Below are 23,497 nucleotides of genomic sequence, written 5' to 3'. Positions count from 1 at the left end.
CCGGCCTTCACCCCAGATTCGTTGTTGCTTCATCTGATTCTGTGGCCACATGCGGTAACCTGTACCCTCAGGGTTGAAACCCGCATTCACACCGGATCTCCTAAGAAAAGGACCCCCATGGCCGACCACTCCGCCATCGAACCCGGCTTCCATGCCATCCACGCCAACCACCTGGAAGACCTGCGCCGGGCCGTCGTGTTCGTGTGTCAGCAGACACCGCTGCCGCCCCTGGAGAGCGAGACCTTTCTGGTGCAGAGCAACGGCATTGCCCAGTGGCTGAAACTGGCGCTGGCGGAGCAACGGTCGGACGAGGGTGGCGGCCTGGGGATCGCCGCCGGTATGGATTTCCTGTTCCCGGCACGCTTCATCTGGCAGGCCTATCGGGCCGTGTTGCCAGCCGGAGATGTACCGGAGCAATCGCCGTTCGACAAGCACCGGCTGGTGTGGCGGCTGTATCGCCTGCTGCCGGAACTGGTCGGTCAGGACGAGGTCTTCACGCCCCTGGCTCGCTTTCTCGACGGCAGTGACCCGGAGCTGCGAACCTTCCAGCTGGCCGAGAAAGTGGCCGATCTGTTCGACCAGTACCAGGTCTTCCGGGCCGATTGGCTCAGCGCCTGGGAGCAGGGCCGGGACGTGGTGATCACCGCCCGCAATGACGAAAAAGCACTGGACCCGGAGCGGCGCTGGCAGCCGGTACTGTGGCGGCATCTGGTTGAGGACGTAGGGGCGGATGCCCGCACCAGTCGTTCGCAGATCCACACCCGGTTCATGGACGTGGGCCAGACCGTGACCGCACCGGCGCACCCGGACCGTCTGCCCCGGCGGATCGTGGTGTTCGGGGTTTCCTCGCTGCCCCGGCAGGCGCTGGAGGCGCTGTACGTGCTCAGTCGCTTCAGCCAGGTGGTGCTGTGTGTGCACAACCCCTGTCAGTTCTATTGGGCCGACATCATCAGTGATCGGGAACTGCTGAAGGCGGAACGCAAGCGCGGCAGTGCCCATCCGACCCTGTCCCAGATTGACGACCCGGACCAGCTGCACCAGCACGCCAACCCGCTGCTGGCGGCCTGGGGCAAGCAAGGCCGGGATTACATCCGGCTGCTGGATGAATTCGACAACCCGGACGAGTACCGGAGCCGGTTCCAGACCCCGGACCAGAAGATCGACATCTTTTCCGAGCACGGCCAGGCCGATGCCCCGCGTCTGCTGCACCAGCTCCAGAACGACATCTACAACCTGACGCCGCTGCGGGATATCCGGAACGAGCATCGCACAGTGACACCGGCGCAGGATCATTCCCTGGTGTTTCACGATGCCCACAGCCCCCAGCGGGAAGTGGAAATCCTGCACGACCAGTTGCTGGCAGCATTCAACGCCGACCCGACCCTGCGGCCCCGGGACGTTATAGTCATGGTTCCGGACATCAACGTGTACGCCCCGCACATACAGGCGGTGTTTGGCCGAGACCCGTCCGACCGCAACCGCCACATCCCGTACACCATCTCGGATCAGGGCCAACGCCACCACGAACCGGTACTGATTGCCCTGGAAACCCTGATGTCGCTGCCGCGCAGCCGGTTCGCCATGAGTGAGATCATCAGCCTGTTGGAAGTACCGGGTATCCGTGACCGCTTTGACATCAGCGAGGACGAGATCCCGCTGGCACGGCAGTGGGTGGAAGGTGCCAACATCCGTTGGGGCCTGCACGGCCGGCACCGGGAAAGCCTGGAACTGCCGGCGCACCTGGACCGCAACACCTGGCAGAAAGGCCTTCAGGCCATGCTGCTGGGTTACGGCATGGGTGATGACGAGCCCTGGGGCGGGGTTGAACCCTACGGCGAAATCGGTGGCCTGCAAGCCAGTCTGGCGGGCCGGCTGAACGACTTTGTCCACCAGTTGGAACGGCTCTGGCAGGAACTGCAGGAAGCCCGCACCCCCAGCGGCTGGGAAACCCTGTTCTCGGCCATGCTCGAGCGCTTCTTCGACCAGCTTGAAGGCAGCGACCTGCTGTTGCTGAACCGGTTTCGGCGCCAGCTCGAGCAGTGGCTGGACAATGCCCTGGCCGCCGGCCTGCAGGACCAGCCGCTGCCACTGACGATCGTCAAGGACGTGCTGCTGGACGGCCTGGACGAAGGCGGCCTGAATCAGCGCTTTCTCGCCGGCAAGGTCAACTTCGCCACCCTGATGCCGATGCGGGCGATTCCGTTTCGCCGGGTCTGCCTGCTGGGCATGAACGACGGCGACTACCCGCGGTCACGGCCCCCGGTGGATTTTGACCTGATGGCCGAGGACTATCGCCCTGGCGACCGCTCACGCCGGGAAGACGACCGTTACCTGTTCCTGGAGGCGCTGCTGTCGGCCCGGGAACAGCTGTACATCAGCTGGGTCGGGCGCAGCATCCGGGACGACTCGGAACGGCCGCCGTCGGTCTTAGTAGGGCAGTTACGGGATCACCTCGACGGCCTCTGGCGCTGGTCTGGCGACGGCGATCTACCAGTGTCCCAAGGGTTAACAACCGAGCACCCGTTGCAACCATTCAGCCGGGACTATTTCCCGCAGGCCAATGGCATCACAGGCGACCCCAACAGTGCCGCCAAGCCGGTCACCGAGGTGCTGCGCGCCGGTACCCTGTTTACCTATGAGCGGGAATGGCGCGCCGCCCACGGTGGCGAAGTGCCCGGCGCCGAACAGGCACCGCTGCCGTACCAGGAACCCGAGGAGCCGATTAGCCTGAGCGACCTGGCCCAGTTCCTGAAAAAGCCCATCGATACCTTTTACCAGCGCCGGCTGCAGGTTCGCTTTGACGCTGTTGATGACGACGATACCGACAACGAGAATTTCGACCTGACCGGTCTGGACCGCTGGCGTCTGGACAACGAACTGATCCAGGGCAGTGTCCTGAAAGCTGGCTCGGAACCGGAGCTGCACGACCGTCTGGAGCTCACCCTGGATCGGATGGCCCGGCGCGGCGATCTGGGCATGGGCGTGACCGAACACCGGTTGCGCACCGAACTGGCGGGCCGGCTGCCGGACCTGTTCGAGCGCTATCGCAGTGCCCTCAACAGCTGGCCGGAAGCCCTGGCCGAGCCCATCACCCTGGACTACCGCTACAGCGACCCCACCGGTGCGGTCGAACTGGTGGACCTGATCGACGGCCTGCGTGCCGGCCCCGATGGCCAGCTGTGTCGGCTGGTCATTGCCCGCTCCAGCCTGCTGGCCGGCTCCGGTGCTGGCCGCCGGGTGCGCTACGCCAACCTGATGGCCGACTGGCTAATCCACCTGGCCGGCCAGCTAACCGAACGGCCCTTTGAAACCCTGATTCTGGCCAAGGAAGAGGGCCGGAAATTCCGCTTCCCGCCGATGCCGCCGGAGCAGGCCCGGGCCCAGCTGGACGCCATCCTGGCCGGCTGGATGCAGGCGACGACTCGGGCGCTGCCGCTGCATTGCGACGCCGGCTTCGCCTGGATCGCCAGCTACTATCAAAGCAAGAAATACCTGGGCGATCACGACCGCGCCATCGCCGAAGCCGAACAGGCCTACCAGATCGCCCTGGAGCGCGACACCGGCTACCTGCGTGGTGCCTATGACAGCCCGGAGGCACTGCTGGCGAGCGGCGAATTCGAGGCCCTGCTGCATGCACTCTATGTTCCGCTCTGGGAAGCCGAGCAGGGCAAATCCGCCGCCGGCGCAGTGGGAGCAGAGGCATGAGCACCGACACCATGACGCGCAATCCGAACCTGGATCCGTTAACCCTGCCGCTGCACGGTAGCACCCTGATTGAGGCCAGCGCCGGTACCGGCAAGACCTTCACCATTGCCATCCTGTACGTGCGCCTGGTGCTCGGTCACCAGCAACCGGCGGACAGCCCGCTGGCCCAGGGCATGCTGCCGCCCAATCTGCTGGTGGTGACCTTTACCGACGCCGCCACCAAGGAACTGCGAGACCGCATCCGCACCCGGCTGACCCAGGCCGCCGAAGTGTTCTCCGACACCGCCGATGCGGCCACGGCGTCGCCGGAAACCGCGCTGATTTACCAGCTCCGGGACCAGAGCTATCCGGATCCGTCGTCCTGGCCGGACTGCCGCAAGAAACTGCTGCTGGCCGCGGAGTGGATGGACGAGGCCGCGGTGTCCACCATTCACGGCTGGTGTAACCGCATGCTGAGTGAGCACGCGTTCGACAGTGGCAGCCTGTTCAAACTGACCCTGGAAACCGACCAGAGCGACCTGCTGGACGAGGTGGCCCGGGATTACTGGCGCACCTTCATCTACCCGCTGCCGCCAGCGCTGGTGGACGATGTGCTCGGCCATTGGAAAACCCCGGGCGAGCTGCGCCTGGCGGTTCGCAATCTGCTGACCGAGGCCGAGCAGTTGGCCGCTTCCGAGGGCGACGTGAAGGCGGTCATCGAAGCGGTCCAGCGCCAGCGCCGGGATAGGGCCCAGCAGCTAAAAGACTATCCCTGGGCCAGCTGGAAAGACGAGGTTCTGGAGCTGCTGGATGACCTGCAGAAGGCCAAGCGCCTGCACGGCGGCAGCAAGAAAGCGATGGTTGCGACCTGGGATACCCTGCTGGACTGGCAGGCCTCCGACACGCTGGTGCCGAACGGCCTGGACAAGGCCGGGTTCCAGAACCAGACCCCGACCGTGCTGCCAACCAAGCTCAAGGGCGACGAGCCGGCCCCCGACCATGCCGCCTTCACCGCCATCAAGGAACTGATTGCCTTCAGCCAGAGCCTGCCGAGCGCCAAATCTGACCTGCTTCGGCACGCCACCCGGTGGATCGCCAAGCGCCTGGAAGCCGAGAAACAGAAACGCTCGGAAATGGGTTTTGACGACCTGCTCACCCGCCTGGACGACGCCTTGCACGGCCCTCGGGGTGACCAGCTGGCGGCCACCATCCGCCGGCAGTTCCCGGTCGCGCTGATCGACGAATTCCAGGACACCGACCCGGTCCAGTACCGCATTTTCGATCGGGTATACCGGGTCGCGGACAACGACGCCAACAGCTGCCTGTTGATGATTGGTGACCCCAAACAGGCCATTTACGGCTTCCGCGGTGCCGACATCTACACCTACCTGCAGGCACGCCAGGGCGCCCGCGAACGCACCTACACCCTGGGTCGGAACTTCCGCTCCGCCAGGCCCATGGTGCAGGCGGTGAACCGGATGTTCGAGCACGCCGACCGGACCAGCCGGGACGGCGCCTTTCTGTTTGGCCCCGGGGATCGCTCGCCACTGCCGTTCCAGGGCGTGGATGCCAACGGCACCAAACGCCTGTGGTCGGTCGACGGCGACTACCAGCCCAGCCTGACACTGTGGGCCCTTCAGAGCAGCGCCGAGGACAAGGCCGGCAATCCGAAAGGCCTGGCCAAGGGCGCGGCAACCGCGGATCTGGCCGAGGCCTGCGGCAGCGAAATTGCCCGCCTGCTGACTCTGGGCCAGCAGGGCCGGGCCGGCTTTGCCCGCACCGACGCTGCCACCGATCTGCAAGCCGTGCGCCCCGGCGACATTGCCATTCTGGTGAACAACCGGACCGAGGCCGGCGCGGTTCGCGCGGCCCTGGCCGAACGGCGCATCAAGAGCGTGTACCTGTCAGACCGGGATTCGGTGCTGACCTCGCCAACTGCCGCAGAAGTGCTGTGCTGGCTGCGCGCGGTGGCGGAGCCGCGCCAGCTGAGCCTGACCCGGGCGGCACTGGCAACCCCAACCCTGGCGCAATCCTGGCAGGACCTGAACCGGCTACTGACCGATGAGCTGGCCCTGGAGCGTGAAATTGAGCGTTTCATGGGCTACCAGCAGCAGTGGCAAAACCAGGGCGTGCTGCCGATGCTGCGCAGCCTGCTGATGGACTTCGAGGTGCCCGCGCGCTTGCTGCCACGCCCGGACGGTGAACGCCGCCTGACCGATATCCTTCACATCGCCGAGTTGCTGCAGCAGGACAGCCTGCAGCTGGATGGCGAACATGCCCTGGTGCATCACTTTACCCAGATCCTGCGGGCCGCCGACGAAGAAGACGAGCATCGCACCCTGCGCCTGGAAAGCGACGCCGGCCTGGTACAGGTGATCACCGTGCACAAATCCAAGGGCCTGGAATACCCCCTGGTGTTCCTGCCCTTCGGCACCTCGTTCCGGGCCGAGAAGGATTCCCAGGCCTGGGTCCGTTACCACGACGACCAGGGCAAGCTGGTGACCGTGTTCGATCCCGGCCCGGATGACATTGCCCGGGCCGACCGGGAACGCCTGGGCGAGGACATCCGCAAACTCTACGTGGCGCTGACCCGGGCCCGGTTTGCCACCTGGGTGGGGGTAGCCGAAATCGACCAGTGGTCCCAGAGTGGACTGGGTTATCTGGTGACCGGACAGACTACGGCGCAACAGCCCGAGCCGAGCGGCAACCAGGCATCCCTGACCGGGTGGCTGACCGCCGTGGCCGATGGCGAACCAGCCATCCAGTTGATGCCTCTGCCCGAGGCCTCCGATTCCGGCTACCGGCAGCCAGATCCGGACACCCTGGGACCGGCGCTGGTGTCCGAGCGCGAGGCCCGGGAGGACTGGTGGATTGCCAGTTACTCGGCCATTGAATACAGCGGGCTCAGCGGCACCGGTGTGGTGTTCCGGGGTGAGGTGGAAGACGCCGAGACCCAGAACCTGCTGGAGGAAAGCGCCCAGGACGTCGGCCCCGAACCCATGACCGGTGCCCCGGAGCCAGCGCTACCGGACGATCACCATGGCTTCCCCAAGGGAGCCGGACCCGGCACCTTCCTGCACGATGTCCTGGAGTGGTGCTGCCAGCAGGGTTTTCGGACCATCGCCGATAACCCGGGGCTGTTGCGGGACTATTTGAGCCGACGCTGCAGTACCCGGGGCTGGAGCGACTGGGCAGAAGCGCTTGAGCTCTGGGTGCTGGGGCTGATCCAGAAGCCGCTGGAACTGCAGCGCGGCCAGCCCGAGCAGGTCAGCCTGGCGGAGCTGGGCCAGCTGCGACCGGAACTGGAGTTCTGGTTTGAGAGCCGCAACGTCAGCATCGGCCGCCTGGACAAGCTGGTGCAGACCCATACTCTAAACGGCGCGGACCGTCCCAGGGCCGAGGCCGGGCGCTTCAACGGCATGCTCAAGGGCTTTATCGATCTGGTGTTCGAACATAACGGGCAATACTACGTGCTGGACTACAAATCCAATGCCCTGGGCGACTCTGACAGTGCCTACACCGACCAGGCCATGGGCGAGGCGATCCTGGACAAACGCTACGACCTGCAATACGTGCTCTATCTGCTGGCGCTGCATCGCCTATTGAGTGCCCGGTTGCCGGATTATGACTACGACCAGCATGTCGGCGGCGCGGTCTACCTGTTCCTGCGCGGCTATCGGGCCAGCACCGCCGGGGCCTTTACCGACAAACCGCCAAGGGTGCTGATCGAACAGCTCGATGCCCTGTTCGATGGTGAAACCGCGGCCGGGGAGGCCATGGCATGAGCAAGACCCGTCATTCCGATCAACAGTTCGCTCTCGATCTCGGCAGCGACATCGACACTGGCATGCCGGATCCGGCGCCCACGCCGGCGATCGATAGCCAACAGCTGTTTGCCTGCCTGGACACCATGGATGCGCTACTTGCGCAGTGGCAAGACCAGGACTGGCTGCGGCCACTGGACGTCGGCTTTGCCCGGCTGATCCGCAGTCTCAGCGAAGAGCAGGGCGAAGCCCCGGCACCCTTGCTGCTGTTGCTGGCCGCTTTGACCTCGCACCAGGTTGGCCGGGGTCATGTCTGTATCGATCTGAGCCAGCTGCTGCAGGACGCCGAGGCGACCCTGGCACTGCCACCAGAGGACAGCATCAACCTGGTGCCGGCAGCCGATACCGAGACCGTGCCGTCGCCCCGGGATATTCTGGCCAGGTTCAACCTGCCTGACTTCCTGTCCACTATTCATAATAGCTGCGCGGTAAGTGATGGCTCACTGACTACACCATTGGTGGTGAACGACAGTCGCTTGTACCTGCGCCGGTTCTGGCGCTACGAGCAACGGATCGCCGAGGGTATCCACAGCCGTCTGGCGTTGCCATCGCCCCTGGCCGATACCGCCAGTGCCGCCTCAACTACCCTCAGCCAGGCCCTGGGGATCCTGTTTGGCCACCAGAGCGAGGTCGATTACCAGCAGCTGGCCTGTGCCCTGGCCGCCCGCAACCGGTTCGCGGTTATTACCGGCGGCCCCGGCACCGGCAAGACCACCACCGTGGTCAAGCTGTTGGCGGCATTGCAGGCGGTGGCCGGAACCACTTCAGACCGGGCCGACGGCCGCAAGTACCGCATCCGCCTGGCAGCCCCCACCGGCAAGGCCGCAGCACGGCTGAACGAATCCATCGGCGGCGCGGTCAGCGAACTTCCGCTGGGACAGTTACCCGGTCAGGTCAGCCTGGATGACATCCCAACCCGGGTCACCACCCTGCACCGGCTGCTGGGTAGCCGGCCCGACACCCGACAGTTCCGGCATAACCGGGACAACCCGCTGCTGGTGGATATCCTGGTGATCGACGAAGCCTCGATGGTTGATGTCGATCTGATGGCCTCAGTGTTCGAGGCGCTGCCGCCCTCGGCGCAATTGATTCTGCTGGGCGACAAGGATCAGCTGGCATCAGTGGATGCCGGTGCGGTGCTGGGCCAGCTGTGCCAGCGCGCAGCTGCCGCCCACTACACCCCGGCCACCGCCGACTGGCTAACCGCCGTCACCGGCCACACCTTACCCAGCGAGCTGCAGGACCCGGACGGCCAGCAGCCGGACCAGGCCGTGGCCATGCTGCGTAAGAGTTTCCGGTTCGACGAGCACAGCGGCATAGGCCAACTGGCCGAGGCGGTCAACACCAACCGGCTGGATGCCAACACCCTGGCGGCCTGTCGTGATGGTGGCTTCAACGATGTGATCTGGCTGAACGGCGGCTGGCGCCGCCCGGATCGCGACAGCACGCTGGCGCTGGTGGCCAACCACGCCATCGGCGGCAGCCCGGAGGCATTCCGGAATCGGGGCGAGGGCCGGCCCGGCAAGGACGGCTTGCTAGCGCCGCCCGTGGGCTACCGGCACTACCTGACACTGCTTAAAGATGCCAAATTAACCGCAGACAGCAGCCGGGAGCACTGGGACCACCTTGCCCGCTCCCTGCTCGAGGCATTTGCGGATTTCCAGATCCTGTGCGCCTTACGCAAGGGCCCCTGGGGTGTGGAGGGCATCAACGAGCTGGTAACCCAGCAGTTGCTGGCGCACCGGCTCATTGATGGCGGAAAAACCTGGTACAGCGGCCGTCCGGTACTGGTCACCGGCAACGATTACAATCTCGGCCTGATGAACGGGGATATCGGGATCACGGTGGAGGTACCCTGGGACCGGGACCACCAGGGCCAGGCCAAGACCACACCCCGGGTGGCGTTCCCGGCGTCCGACGGCACCGACACCATTCGCTGGATTTCGCCGAGCCGGCTGCAGCAGGTGGAAACCGTCTACGCCATGACTGTCCACAAGTCCCAGGGCTCGGAATTCAAGCACACCTGCCTGGTGTTGCCAGACCGGCTCAGCCCGGTGATGACCCGGGAGCTGATCTACACCGGGATTACCCGGGCTCGCAACTGGTTCAGCCTGATCACCGGCGACGCCGGGGTATTCCAGGACAGCGTGCAGCAACAGGTGGTCCGGGCCTCCGGGCTGGCCCAGCGGCTCAGTCTGCGCTAGCCCCGGGCTCGTCGGTATCTGCCTCGGCGCTGTGGTGCTGCTGGTGCCACAGCTGGGCATAACGACCATTCCGGGCCAGCAGCTCCTGGTGATGGCCACGCTCGATGATCCGGCCTGCGTCCATTACCAGGATGGTGTCGGCATCCCTGACGGTGGACAGGCGGTGGGCAATCACCAGGGTGGTGCGCTGCCGGCTGACTTCATTCAAGGCGCCCACGATGGCCTGTTCCGATAGCGAATCCAGGGACGAGGTAGCCTCATCGAGAATCAACAGGGGTGGATTCTTCAGGATCACCCGGGCAATCGCCACCCGTTGTTTTTCGCCGCCCGACAACTTCAACCCGCGCTCGCCAACCCGGGTTTCGTAACCGTCCGGCAGGCTGTGGATAAACGCCTCAAGGTGGGCGAGGCGCGCGGCCTCGTACACTTCCGCTTCGCTGGCATCGGGTCGGCCGTAGGCCAGATTGCGATAAAGAGTATCGTTGAACAGCACGGTGTCCTGGGGCACCACGCCAATGGCCGAACGCAGGCTGTCCTGGGTGACCGAGCGGATGTCCTGGCCATCGATTCGGATGGCACCGGCATCGACGTCGTAGAACCGGAAAAACAGCCGGGCCAGGGTGGACTTCCCGGCACCGCTGGCACCCACCACCGCCACCGTGTGGCCGGCCGGGATCCTCACCGTCACGTCCTGCAGAATGGGCCGATCGGGACGATAGGCAAAATCGACATGGTCGAAGATGACCTCACCGCTGGTAACTATCAGCGGCCGGGCATCGGGCGCGTCTTCGATGGCCGGCTCATCCCCCAGCAGACCAAACAGGCGCTCGACATTGACCAGGGCCTGACGGATTTCCCGGTACACGAAGCCCAGGGCGTTCAGGGGAATAAACAGCTGAATCAGATAGGCGTTGATCATGGTGAAGTCGCCCAGGGTAATGGTGCCGCTGGCCACCTCCTGTACCGCCATGGCCATGATCACAATCAGCGCGACCCCGATGATTAGTGCCTGGCCGCCATTCAGCGCCGCCAGTGACAGCCGGTTCTTCAGGCGCGCCTGCTCCCAGTCCTGCAGATCCTGGTCGTAAAGCTCGGCCTCAAAGGCCTCGTTGTTGAAGTATTTGACCGTCTCGTAGTTGAGCAGGCTGTCCACCGCCCGGGAATTGGACTGGTTGTCCCGGGCATTGGCCTCGCGCACAAACCGGGTCCGCCACTCGGTCACCCGGATCGAAAACAGCACATAGACCACCACGGCCACCAGAATGGCGAGTACGTACCCGACGTTAAACACCACCAACAGGATGCCGGCCACCATCAGGATTTCCAGCAGGGTAGGGACGATGTTGAACAGAGTGAAGCGCAGCAGGAAACTGATACCGTTGGTGCCGCGTTCGATGTCCCGGGCCAGGCCGCCAGTCTTACGGTCCAGGTGGAACGCCAGTTCGCGGTTGTGCAGATGACGGAACACCCGCAAGGACACCCGGCGCATGGCCCGTTCCGCCACCCGGGCAAAAACCGCATCGCGCAACTCACTGAACAGGGTGGCACCAAAGCGCAGCGACCCGTAAGCCAGCACCAGCAACACCGGGATCCACAACAGGAACTCGCCGCCACGATTCTGGTCGAGGTAGTCGACGATGTACTTGAGTGCCACCGGGGTGGCCACGGTCGCCAGTTTGGCCAACACCAGCAACGCCAGCGCCAGCGCCACCCGACCGCGAAATTCGGCCAGATAAGGCCAGAGCCCGGCGATCACCTTCCAGTCCGGTTTGTGGTGGGCAGGGTAATCGTGATCGGCGTAGGCGCGCACAGAAAGTTCCTTGTTGGACAGGGCAAAGCGACGGCCGCGGCCGTATGATGTGGGAACTGACCGGATGGTATCGACCGACCCCGGTGTCTGAGTGTACGCAAAACTCTGGAGGCAAATCATCAACAACCGTCATCGCCGCGCCCTGCTGTTGGTTATTGAATTCATCACCCCCTATCGCAAGGCGGTAATCGGTGCCCTGATCGCGCTGGTATTCACTGCAGGCATTACCCTGGGTCTGGGGCAGGGTCTTCGTATCCTGGTGGACCAGGGCCTGGCGACCGAATCGCCGGCCATGCTGGCGCGCGCCATCGGCCTGTTTTTTGTGTTGGTACTGGGACTGGCCATCGGCTCCTTTGCCCGCTTCTACCTGGTGTCATGGATTGGTGAGCGGGTGGTTGCAGACATCCGCAAACGGGTATTCAACCACTTGATTGACCTGCACCCCGGCTTCTTTGAGCAGAACCGGGCGCTGGAAATCCAGTCCCGGTTCACCGCCGACACTACGGTACTGCAATCGGTAATTGGCTCCACCGTCTCCATCGCATTGCGCAATACCCTGATGCTGGTGGGTGGCCTGATCCTGCTGTTCGTTACCAACGCCAAACTCGCCAGCATTATTCTGCTGGGATTTCCGCTGGTGATTGCCCCCATCCTGTTCTATGGCCGCCGGGTACGGCAGCTGTCGCGCCTGAGCCAGGATCGGATCGCAGACGTCGGCAGCTACGTGGGTGAGAACCTGACCCAGATCAAAACCGTCCAGGCCTTCAACCACCAGCCCCACGACCGCCGGTATTTCGCCGAGGTCTCGGAAAAAGCCTTCGCCATTGCCCGCGACCGCATTCGCCAACGCGCGTGGCTTACCACACTGGCGATCACGCTGGTGATGGGCGCAGTCGGAATAGTAATCTGGATTGGCGGTCTGGACGTGATCCACGGGCGCATATCCCCGGGTGAACTGGCGGCGTTCGTGTTCTACAGCCTGTTGGTGGGCGTGGCGGCTGGCGCCATCAGCGAGGTCATTGGCGAACTCCAGCGGGCGGCCGGATCCGCGGCCCGACTGTTCGAACTGCTGCAGACCCAGTCCGCCTTCGCCCGACCGGTGTCCCAGGATCGCCCGGCCGAGATTACTGGCACCATCGGCATCGAATCACTGACCTTCCATTACCCCGGCCGCGGTGAGACGCCCGCCCTGAACGAGCTGACACTGGCGATTCACCCGGGCGAAACCCTGGCCCTGGTAGGTCCCTCAGGCGCCGGTAAATCCACCCTGTTCGATCTGCTGCTGCACTTCTACCAACCGGAGCAGGGCCGCATCCTTATAGATGGCGTGGATACCGCCAACTGGTCACTACCGGCGTTACGGCGCTGCTTCGCCCTGGTACCGCAGAACCCGGCCCTGTTCCATGGCACGGTCACCGACAACATTCGCTATGCCCGGCCCGACGCCAGCGACGACGACGTGCGCCGGGCCGCCCAAGTGGCCCACGCCGACGAATTCATTCAAACCCTGCCGCAGGGCTACAACACGCCTCTGGGCGATGCCGGGCTGGGCTTGTCCGGCGGCCAGAAACAACGGCTGGCCATTGCCCGGGCCCTGCTGGCGGATGCTCCCATTCTGCTATTGGACGAAGCCACCAGTGCCCTGGACGCGGAAAGCGAGCACCTGGTGCAGGAAGCCATGCCGGCGCTGACAAAGGGCCGGACCACCCTGGTGATCGCCCATCGGCTGGCGACCGTGCGCTATGCCGATCGCATCGCGGTGCTGGATCAGGGCCGGTTGCTGGCGGTGGGCAGTCACGATCAGCTGATGGCAAATAATGAGTTGTACCAGCGCCTGGCGCGGCTGCAGTTTCGGGACGAATCGGCCTGAACCGGGGGCGGTTTCCCTGACATTTGCCACAGCACTCCACGATGGTCGGTTTGTGGTTCCCGCTCGTACTCCTTACACTGATTGATGAACCATTTCGAACCTGAACTCAGGGAGAAGGCAAAGTGAGCAATAAAGAATTGCAGGCACTCAAAGAACGCTACGTTGCAGCGGGCGCGGCAAGTCCCAACGAACAGTTTGCCGATCACGCCACCAACGCGGAACTCTGGGACGCGGACGGCAAGCGCATGATCGATTTCGCCGGCGGCATCGGTGTTCTGAACATTGGCCATCGTCACCCCAAGGTGGTGGAAGCGGTCAAGGCCCAGCTGGACAAGCTGATGCACACCTGCCAGACCGTCATGCCCTATGAGGGCTACGTCAAGCTGGCGGAAAAGCTCAGCGGTGTTGTACCGGTACGCGGTCACGCCAAGGTAATGCTGGCCAACTCCGGTGCCGAGGCGCTGGAAAACGCCATCAAGGTAGCCCGTGCGGCCACCGGTCGCAGCAACATCATCTGCTTTGACGGCGGCTACCACGGCCGCACCTTCTATACCATGGCGATGAACGGTAAGGCTGCGCCTTACCAGACCGACTTCGGCCCGATGCCGGGCACCGTTTTCCGTGCACCTTACCCGGTCCCGTATCACGGCGTCAGCGAAGACGAAGCCCTGCGTGGTCTGAAAATGACCATGAAGGCGGACTCGCCGGGCAAAGACACCGCGGCCATCGTCATCGAGCCGGTGCTGGGTGAAGGCGGTTTCTACGCGGCACCGACCAGCTTCCTGAAGGAAATTCGCAAGATCTGCGACGAGCACGGCATTCTGATGATCGTCGACGAAGTCCAGAGCGGCTTTGGCCGGACCGGCAAGATGTTTGCCATTGAGCACAGCGGCGTAGAGCCCGACATGATGACCATGGCCAAGAGTATGGCCGATGGCATGCCGATTTCCGCCATCGTGGGTACCGACAAGCACATGGATGCTTCCGGCCCCAATTCCCTGGGTGGCACTTACACCGGCAGCCCGACTGCCTGTGCCGCGGCCCTGGCTGTGTTCGACGTGTTCAAGGAAGAAGACATCCTGGCCAAGGGTCAGCGCTTGGGCGAGAAACTGAAGCAACGCTTCAATCAATGGCAGGAACAATTTGCCCATGTGGATAACGTCCGCAATCTCGGCCCCATGGCGGCCTTTGAACTGGTCGAAAGCAAAGACAGCCATGTGCCTAAGCCGGAACTGGCGGCCGCAGTGACCAAGAAGGCCAAGGAAAAGGGTCTGATCCTGCTGAGCTGCGGTATGTACGGCAACACCCTGCGTTTCCTGATGCCGGTTACCATCGAAGACGAGGTGCTGGAAGAAGGGCTGAACATCGTGGAAGAAGCCCTGAAGGAAGTTGGCGCCTAATGGGCTAAGCCCCGAAAGGCATTACGCCGACTGAAAACTGAAACCGGACACGGGTCACCTTGCACCCGTGTCCGGTTTTTTTTATGCCCGGTCAAACTTAAATCAACCGCCTAGCTTCTCCTGGCTGGGCTTTTAACGCCTTCGAAAGCCGGTAGATTCGTCGTATACTGCCAGAACACTTTGTATCCGGCAGTACCTGCCCATTCCTGGGTCTGCTGTCGGTTCCTGCATCAGGCTGATCTATGACCTCACCAAGCAACACGACCACCCCCGATCACAAACCCAGACCCTGGGTCGACCTATTGGTCAGCATCGTTATCCCCTCGGTAATTCTGATGAAATTTAGTGGCGAAGCGCACCTCGGGCCGGTCAATGCCTTGATCATTGGCCTGGCGTTTCCGCTGGGCTGGGGCTTGTTTGAGCTGATTCGCTATCACAAGAAGAATTTCATCGCGGTGCTGGGCCTGATCAGTGTCGGCCTCACCGGCGGTATTGGCCTGCTGGAACTGGACGCCGGCTGGCTGGCGGTAAAAGAGGCCGCGGTGCCCGCGGTGATCGGGCTGGCGGTGCTGATTTCCACCCGCACCAAGTACCCGCTTGTGCGCACCCTGCTGTACAACCCGAAAGTGCTGGATGTGGATAAAATTCACCGGTCGCTGGAAGAGAAGGGCAGTGTCGATGAGTTCGAAGCACGGTTGTTGAAGGCCAGCTACTTCTTCGCCGGTACCTTCCTGTTCTCCTCGATCATGAACTACGTCATTGCCCGCTGGATTGTCACCAGCCCGTCAGGCACCGAGGCCTTCAACGAGGAACTCGGCAAAATGACCCTGGTCAGTTATCCGATGATCGCCATTCCCTCGATGATCATGATGATGCTGATTTTCTACTACCTGTGGCGCACCATTCGGCGTCTGACCGGCTACACCCTGGAAGAGGTGATGGCACCGCATATAGCTGAAAAAGAAAAGAAAAAATCGATGTCCCAGGAATAATCCAAAACTGAGACAGGCATAAAAAAAGCGGCGCGGATCAGAGATCCAGCGCCGCTTTTTTTTGCCCTGAGCAGGGCTTTCGTTACACGTCGAGGTTGGTGACTTCCAGTGCGTTGGTCTGGATAAAGTCCCGACGCGGCTCAACGTCGTCACCCATCAGGGTGGTGAAGATCTGGTCGGCGGCAAAGGCGTCCTCGATGGTCACCTTCATCATCCTACGGGTTTCCGGATCCATGGTGGTCTCCCACAGCTGTTCCGGGTTCATCTCACCCAGTCCCTTATAGCGCTGGATGTTCAGGCCGCGCTGGGCTTCCTTCATCAACCAGGCCAGGGCACCTTCAAACGACAGCACCGACTGCTTGCGCTCGCCACGTTGGATGTAGGCCCCGTCTTCGATCAAGCCATCGAGGGTCTCGCCCATACGGGCGATGGCCGCGTAAGACGAGGATTCGAAGAACTCGTGGTTGAACACATGCTCATGGGGAATGCCGTGAACATAGATGGTGACCTTGGGCAGAAACAGGTCGCGCTCCGGGTCCTTGGTTACCGAGAAGGTGTACTTGGTGCCGGTGCGGGTGTCCAGAGTCAGGCCGTCACCCAGGCGTGCTACCCAGCGCGCCACAGACTCTTCGTCGCGCAGGTGTTCAGACTTGAGGGTCACGTTGTCCAGCATCTGCACCAGCACCTTGGCCGGGTAAGCGCGGGACAGGCGTCCAATCATGTTCATCACCGCCTGGTAATCCTTGACCATGGTTTCCAGTGCGGAATCCTTGATCGCCGGAGCGTCAGCGTTAACGAACAGCTGAGCGCCTTCCAGGGCAGTCTGGGTCAGGTAGGCTTCCTTCGCCTTCTCGTCCTTCAGGTACTGCTCCTGCTTGCCCCGCTTGACCTTGTACAACGGCGGCATGGCGATAAAGACATGACCGCGCTCGATGATTTCCCGCATCTGGCGGAACAGGAACGTCAGCAGCAAGGTACGGATGTGCGAGCCGTCGACGTCGGCGTCGGTCATGATAATCAGGGAGTGGTAACGGAGCTTGTCCGGGTTGAACTCCTCACGCCCGATACCACAGCCCAGGGCAGTGATCAGGGTGCCGACTTCGGCAGACGACAGCATCTTGTCGAACCGGGCTTTCTCGACGTTCAGGATCTTACCCTTGAGCGGAAGGATAGCCTGGGTCTTACGATCGCGGCCCTGCTTGGCACTACCACCGGCGGAATCACCCTCCACTATGAACAGTTCGGAGAGGGCAGGGTCCTTTTCCTGACAGTCAGCGAGTTTGCCGGGCAGACCGGCAATATCCAGCGCGCCTTTCCGACGGGTCATATCGCGGGCCTTACGGGCGGCTTCCCGAGCGCGGGCGGCCTCGATCATCTTGTTGACGATCAGCTTGGCTTCGTTCGGCTGCTCTTGCAGATAGTCGGCAAAGGCCTGGTACAGCTCCTGCTCCACCGCCGTTTTCACCTCGGAAGAGACTAGCTTGTCCTTGGTCTGTGAGGAGAATTTCGGATCCGGCACCTTGACGCTGATGATAGCAGTCAGACCTTCCCGGGCATCGTCACCGGAGGTGCTGACCTTGGCTTTCTTGCCCAAGCCTTCCTGCTCGATGTAATTGTTCATCGAGCGGGTCAGTGCGGCCCGGAAACCCGCCAGGTGAGTACCACCGTCACGCTGGGGGATGTTGTTGGTGAAGCAGAAGATGTTTTCCTGGAAGGCGTCGTTCCACTGCATGGACACTTCCACGGCTATGCCGTCTTCGCGTTCACGGTTAAAGTGGAACACCCGGTTGATCGGGGTCTTGTTGGTGTTCAGATGTTCAACAAAGGCCCGCAGACCGCCTTCGTATTCAAACACTTCTTCCTTGCCACTGCGCTCGTCGGTCAGACGGATGCGCACGCCACTGTTCAGGAACGCGAGTTCCCGCAAGCGCTTGGCCAGGATGTCGTAGTGGAACTCGATGTGGGTAAAGGTTTCCGGCGACGGAATGAAATGCACCTTGGTGCCGGACATTTCGGTTTCGCCGACCGCACCCAGAGGGGCATTCGGAACGCCGTGGGTGTAGCTCTGCTCGTACACCTTGTTGTCACGACGGATGGTCAGGGTAAGGGTAGAGGACAGGGCGTTAACCACTGACACACCGACACCGTGCAGACCACCGGAGACCTTGTAGGAGTTGTCGTCAAACTTACCGCCGGCGTGCAGTACGGTCATGATGACCTCGGCCGCGGAGACCCCTTCCTCTTCGTGCAGGTCCACCGGAATACCCCGGCCATTGTCCTTAACGGTAATGGATTCATCCGGGTGGATGATAACGCCGATTTCGGAGCAGTAGCCTGCCAGAGCTTCATCGATGGAGTTATCCACCAACTCAAAGACCATGTGATGCAGGCCAGTGCCATCATCGGTATCGCCGATGTACATGCCAGGCCGCTTCCGTACCGCATCCAGTCCTTTCAAGACTTTGATACTGGAGGAATTGTAATTCGATTCGCTCATTCGAGACTCCTGAAGGGTGTACCGGTGACCGGCCTACTCGCCGTTCGGGCGATGGTAAGTCCGGCAGGTCCGGCTTTATTCTTCCGTCAATTTGCCATGTTCCACGTGGAACATTCTGTACTCCGGTGCCTGATTGTCGGGCCACAGGGCTTCGGGTTGCGGGTGTTCGATAGACGTGATGAACACCTGGCAACGCAGTGCCTGTAGCTTTCGAGCCAGCATGGCCCGGTGACCCACATCCAGCTCGGCATTAATATCATCGAGCAAAAACGTCACCTGCTTACCCAGTTCACTCAACACCATGCCCTGGGCAATCTTCATCAAAATGACAAGGGTTTTCTGCTGGCCTCTGGAAAAGGTTTCCGATACCGGCCGGCCCTGAAATTTTAACCGGATGTCGGCACGATTCGGACCATACAACGTATGTCCCATCCGACGTTCCTGTTCCCGGTGACTGGCCAGAATATCCAGCAATGACTGACTGCTATCCCAACCTGGATAGAACTCAAGTTTCAGACCCTGAGTCCATCCGACATCGACTTCCTGAACCAGAGTCTGGAACGCTGCCTTGAACCGATCAAACGTGGTTTTTCGGGCCGCGCTGATGCGGTCACTCAGAGCCGCGTACTGAGCATCCCAGACCCGTAGCAGGGCTTCGTCTAGTCTACCATTTCTCAGCGTTTGATTCCGCTGTGACGTCACTCTCTGACACTGTTGCCAGGTAGAGGCAAACGAAGGTTCCACGTGGAACACTGCCCAATCGAGAAATTGCCGGCGTTTGCCGGGACCGCCGGCAACGATGTCGAAAACACCGGGATCAATCACCGATACCGGCAGGTGCATGGCCAGCGACGACAGACTGCGAACGCCTTCGCCGTCCACCCGCAGGGTGGTTTCCTTTTGTCTGACATCCCGGGCTATCCCGAGCCGATGGGCCACGCCAGCCGCGTCTGGTTCCGCCGACGCATCCAGACCACGATCCAAACCTCCGAACACCGTGAACTGTTGCTCGCCATGACTGACCACCGCCTGATGTCGGCTGACCCGAAACGACCGCCCCAACCCCAGATAACCAATTGCCTCCAGAACACTTGTCTTGCCGCTGCCATTTTCGCCGTACAACAAATTGAAGGACGGCGAGAAACCGACCGGGGTCGGGGACAGGTTCCGGAAGTGCTGAGTCTGGAGTTTTACTAACGCCATAAAAACGGGAACTCAACGTGGCGAGGAGGGGAGTTTGAAGCGACCAAAAAAAAGCAGCGTTACCACTCGTGTAACGCTGCCCTAGTGTACAAAAGCCCGCCCGGTAAGGCGACCGCCTTAATGGAGCATGTTCAATCGCTCATCCATGAACACATCCATTTCCGGCGCCAGGATGTGGACGTAACGATCGAAGTAGAGAAACTGTTTCAGCAACAAGGCAAACTCCCGCGGAAAATGCAGGCCATGGCTCTCACCGATCTTCACCATATCCATCAGGATGTGGTTCACATCGTCCTCGGCCTTATCGGCCTCGTACGGCACTTGATCCGGCACCATCTTGTCCATCTGCTGATACAGCCGGCGCAGGTCCGCCGCCAGTTCATCCACCAGTACGGTCTGATGTGTAACCCCGATGCGAATCATGGCATCGGCCATGCCTTCGAAGTTACCCACCATCACCGAGGAAATGAAATCGCTGACCGCCTGCCAGGTGTCCGGCTTAATCCGCCCGACAATACCGAAGTCGATAAACCCGACCCGACCGTCCTGTAACACCATCAGGTTACCGGCGTGAACGTCAGCGTGAAAAAACTCACACTGGGTCAGGCTGGCGAACCAGGTGTTCATCGCGGTGATCAGAGTCCGCTCCGGATCCCGTGCGTAACCCCGGATGCTTTCCAGGTCGGTTAACGGTACGCCGTGGAAACGTTCCATGGTCAGCACCCGACGGGTGCTGCACTGTTCGTAAACCAACGGTACCGTGGCGTCTTCGTTGTGACTGTCGTGCAGGAAATTGCGAAACACCTTCAGGTTGTTCGCTTCTTTGATGAAGTCGCATTCCTCCATCATGGTGCGCTGAATTTCCTCGACAATCCCGGACAACGAGGTCCAGGACAGTTTCGGCGCCAGCGTCTCCAGAATACGCGCCGACAGGTACAGGAAATTCAGATCCGTCAGCAGGATGTTTTCCACACCCGGCTTCTGCACTTTGATCACCACATCCTCGCCAGTCACCAGCCGTGCGGCATGAACCTGGGCAATGGAAGCTGACGCCAGCGCCACCGGATCAATGTGCGCGTACACCTGGTCAAGCGGTCGGTCCAACTCTTCGCTGATGATCTTCTTGATCACACCAAAAGGCAGGTTCGGGGTTTTATCCAGACAGTACTGGAACTCCTCCACATACTCCTTGGGGAAGAAGGTGGGGGAGCTGGCGACGAACTGACCCAGCTTGATGTAGGTCGCGCCCAGGGATTCGAAGGTCTGCCGTAACAGTCGCGGGGTAGGGGGGCGATCGCCCCGAACCCAGTTGACACCGGTACGCCCCAGCACGGACAGGGTCTGTCCAATCCTGAAGGCGCCCTTGATTCCGTTCGTCACGGTGCCCATGGTGGTTCTCCTATAGCCGCATCGGCATAACGACGTACAGGCAACGACTGTCCATCTGGGACTCAATCAATGCACTGCTGTTCGGATTGGACAGGGTGATTTTCACCTGGTCGTCATCCAGTGCGTTCATCACATCCACCAGATAACCCACGTTGAAACCGATCTGCAGGGATTCACCCTGGTACTCCACCGGCAGCGCATCTTCCGCTTGTTCCTGATCGGGGTTATTGGCAAACACCTCCAGCTCGTTCGGCGCCAGATTCAGCCTTACCCCGCGAATGTTTTCATGGGACAGGATACCGGCACGCTGAAGGGTGTTCTTCAGGGTCGCCCGATCGGCCAGGACCACTTTGTCGCCACCCCTGGGGATAACTCGGTTGTAGTCCGGGAACTTGCCCTCAATCAGTTTCGAGGTAAAGGTGTAGGCACCGACGGTGGCCCGCAGATGGTTGTCACCAATCACCAGGGTCACCGGTGTTTCCACATCATCCAGCAGCCGTGCCAGTTCCAGCACACCCTTACGGGGCACGATCACCTGCCGCAGTTCCGGACAACCTGTGGGTAACTCCAGGTGCGCCATGGCCAACCGGTGACCGTCGGTAGCGACGGTACGGACATGGCCCTGATCCACTTCCAGCAACAGGCCGTTCAGGTAATAACGGACATCCTGCTGGGCCATGGCGAACGCCGTGGCATCGAACATCCGCTCCAGTTCTTTTTGGGGCAACTCCAGACGGAAGCTTTCCGCTTCATCTTCGACATTCGGGAAATGCTCCGCCGGCAGTGTCGACAAGGTAAAGTGACTTTTTCCACAGCGCAGGTGCAAACGGTCACCTTCCAGCCCAAGCTCCAGAGGCGCTTCTTCGCCCAGCGCCCGACAGATGTCGGCCAGCTTTCGGGCGGGCACGGTGATCCGGCCGGGCTGGTCCACGTGCACCGGAGTAACACGGGCCACCAGTTCCACTTCCATATTCGTGCCAGTCAGCGTCAGAGTATTATCTTCGGCTACCAGCAGAACATTCGACAACACCGGCATGGTCTGTTTCTTTTCCACCACGCCAGCAATGCTTTGCAGCGGGGTAAGCAGGGATTCACGGCTGATCGTCAGTTTCATGGCACTCAGCATTCTTTTATGTTGAAGGGTGAATGTTTTGCGCTAACGCCCGGCATCAGGTAGTCAGCAATCTCATAAAGTTCTGATAATCCTCGCGGATACCCGGATCAGTTTCCTGCAGTTCCACGATTTTCTTGCACGCGTGCAGCACGGTGGTGTGGTCACGACCACCGAAGGCGTCACCAATTTCCGGCAGACTGTGATTCGTCAATTCCTTGGACAGCGACATCGCCACCTGGCGTGGCCGGGTTACCGTCCGGGTCCGACGCTTGGACAGCAGGTCGGCCACTTTAATCTTGTAGTACTCGGCCACGGTACGCTGAATGTTATCGATGCTGACCTGCTTCTCGTGCAGGGCCAACAGATCTTTCAGACTTTCCCGAATAAACGGCGGGGTAATTTCCGAGCCCGTGAAGTGAGCATTCGCTATCACCAAACGAAGCGCCCCTTCTAGCTCCCGTACGTTTGAACGGATCTTTTGGGCAATAAAAAAGGCCGCTTCGCTACTGAGTTTTACATTCGCCTGATCCGCTTTCTTCATCAGGATGGCGACCCGGGTTTCAAGTTCCGGTGGTTCCACCATTACCGTCAGGCCCCAACCAAAACGGGACTTCAAACGCTCTTCCATGTCGACAATTTCCTTGGGAAAGCGATCACAGGTCACGATGACCTGCTGTCCGCCTTCAAGCAAGGCATTGAAGGTGTGGAAAAACTCTTCCTGGGAGCGCTCCTTGCGGGCAAAAAACTGAATATCGTCGATCAGCAACGCGTCTACGGACCGATAGTAGCGCTTGAACTCATTGATCGCGTTCAATTGCAGCGCTTTTACCATGTCCGCCACGAACCGTTCTGAGCGCAAATAGGCGACCTTGGCCCCTGGTTTACGCCGAACAATCTCGTTACCAATCGCGTGCATCAGGTGAGTTTTACCCAGGCCAACCCCGCCATAGAGGAACAACGGGTTATAGGCTCCGCCCGGATTCTCCGCAACCTGCATCGAGGCCGCCCGGGCCAACTGGTTCGACTTACCCTCTACAAAGGTATCGAAGGTAAAGCCTTCGTTCAGGAAACTCTGGTGCTTGATGTCGCCCTCAACCTGTACCGGCCGACGCTCGTTAGTTGCTTTGGTACGCACCGAAGTATTGGCACCGGCACTGACCGCAACCCCTTTTTCTTCTTCGGTCACCTGACTGCCGCTTTCTTCGTGGACCGCACCACTGGATCGAACCGGGACCTCGGACCTGCTTACCGGCTCACTGTTCCGGGGCGCAGAGCCAACCTTCATGTTTACACGGGGAGCCTGGCCTCCGTTCAGATCCTTCAACACTTCTTCTATACGCCGAAGGTATTTCTCATTAACCCAGTCCATAACAAACCGGTTTGGAGCGAACAACATCAGCTGCCCCTCCCGGAGATCGGACTGCAAGGGTCTGAGCCAGGTGTTGAACTGTTGTGCGGGAAACTCGTCCCGGAGTACTTCAAGACATTGATGCCACATGGTGTTCGGCAC

12 protein-coding genes are annotated in these 23,497 nt (G+C 61.2%); 6 read left to right on the top strand and 6 right to left on the bottom strand.

Annotated elements, in window-relative coordinates:
• Positions 1–117: 117 nt before the first annotated feature.
• Genes recC through recD form a run of 3 tightly spaced genes read left to right on the top strand, consistent with a single transcriptional unit; the run spans position 118 to position 9,712 of the window.
• A complete protein-coding gene (gene recC / locus QUE89_RS00060) occupies positions 118–3,705 on the top strand; it encodes an exodeoxyribonuclease V subunit gamma (protein ID WP_286221278.1) in 3,588 nt (1,195 codons plus the stop codon).
• Positions 3,702–7,469: an exodeoxyribonuclease V subunit beta gene (recB, locus tag QUE89_RS00055; RefSeq protein ID WP_286221277.1), complete on the top strand. Its 3,768-nt coding sequence runs from the start codon at positions 3,702–3,704 to the stop codon at positions 7,467–7,469. The genes recC and recB overlap by 4 nt, the downstream gene beginning before the upstream one ends.
• Complete coding sequence (gene recD / locus QUE89_RS00050; protein WP_286221276.1) at positions 7,466–9,712, top strand: exodeoxyribonuclease V subunit alpha; 2,247 nt, start codon at positions 7,466–7,468, stop codon at positions 9,710–9,712. The genes recB and recD overlap by 4 nt, the downstream gene beginning before the upstream one ends.
• On the opposite strand, the gene QUE89_RS00045 is transcribed toward recD, so the two are convergent.
• Positions 9,699–11,522, bottom strand: coding sequence for an ABCB family ABC transporter ATP-binding protein/permease (locus QUE89_RS00045; protein ID WP_286221275.1), 1,824 nt, complete (start codon positions 11,520–11,522; stop codon positions 9,699–9,701). The genes recD and QUE89_RS00045 overlap by 14 nt on opposite strands.
• Before the next feature lie 142 nt (positions 11,523–11,664).
• On the opposite strand from QUE89_RS00045, the gene QUE89_RS00040 reads away from it, so the two are divergent.
• The 3 genes from QUE89_RS00040 (at position 11,665) to QUE89_RS00030 (ending at position 15,784) form a co-directional block, all read left to right on the top strand.
• A complete protein-coding gene (locus QUE89_RS00040; protein ID WP_286222934.1) occupies positions 11,665–13,392 on the top strand; it encodes an ABC transporter transmembrane domain-containing protein in 1,728 nt (575 codons plus the stop codon).
• A 122-nt stretch (positions 13,393–13,514) separates the two neighbouring features.
• On the top strand, positions 13,515–14,792 hold the full coding sequence (gene gabT, locus QUE89_RS00035) for a 4-aminobutyrate--2-oxoglutarate transaminase (RefSeq protein WP_286221274.1): 1,278 nt from the start codon (positions 13,515–13,517) through the stop codon (positions 14,790–14,792).
• A gap of 242 nt (positions 14,793–15,034) precedes the next feature.
• Entirely contained in the window at positions 15,035–15,784 is a 750-nt protein-coding gene (locus tag QUE89_RS00030; protein WP_286221273.1) for a VC0807 family protein, read from the top strand.
• Between the two features lie 82 nt (positions 15,785–15,866).
• On the opposite strand, the gene gyrB is transcribed toward QUE89_RS00030, so the two are convergent.
• The 5 genes from gyrB to dnaA form a co-directional block, all read right to left on the bottom strand.
• Positions 15,867–18,281: a DNA topoisomerase (ATP-hydrolyzing) subunit B gene (gene gyrB, locus QUE89_RS00025; RefSeq protein ID WP_286221272.1), complete on the bottom strand. Its 2,415-nt coding sequence runs from the start codon at positions 18,279–18,281 to the stop codon at positions 15,867–15,869.
• A gap of 75 nt (positions 18,282–18,356) precedes the next feature.
• Positions 18,357–19,484 carry a DNA replication/repair protein RecF gene (gene recF, locus QUE89_RS00020; protein ID WP_286221271.1) on the bottom strand — a complete coding sequence of 376 codons (1,128 nt, stop codon included), beginning with the start codon at positions 19,482–19,484 and terminating at the stop codon, positions 18,357–18,359.
• Between the two features lie 117 nt (positions 19,485–19,601).
• On the bottom strand, positions 19,602–20,873 hold the full coding sequence (locus tag QUE89_RS00015; RefSeq protein ID WP_286221270.1) for an ABC1 kinase family protein: 1,272 nt from the start codon (positions 20,871–20,873) through the stop codon (positions 19,602–19,604).
• Between the two features lie 10 nt (positions 20,874–20,883).
• Positions 20,884–21,987, bottom strand: a complete 1,104-nt coding sequence (gene dnaN, locus QUE89_RS00010) for a DNA polymerase III subunit beta (RefSeq protein WP_286221269.1) — start codon at positions 21,985–21,987, stop codon at positions 20,884–20,886.
• A 55-nt stretch (positions 21,988–22,042) separates the two neighbouring features.
• The gene (gene dnaA / locus QUE89_RS00005) at positions 22,043–23,497 is read right to left on the bottom strand and encodes a chromosomal replication initiator protein DnaA (RefSeq protein WP_286221268.1); all 1,455 of its coding nucleotides are present in this window, start codon (positions 23,495–23,497) and stop codon (positions 22,043–22,045) included.

The sequence above is a fragment of the Marinobacter sp. LA51 genome, assembly GCF_030297175.1.
Taxonomy (GTDB): domain Bacteria; phylum Pseudomonadota; class Gammaproteobacteria; order Pseudomonadales; family Oleiphilaceae; genus Marinobacter; species Marinobacter apostichopi.
Note: the sequence above shows the minus strand (reverse complement) of the source record. Positions and strands in the feature narration are given on the sequence as shown.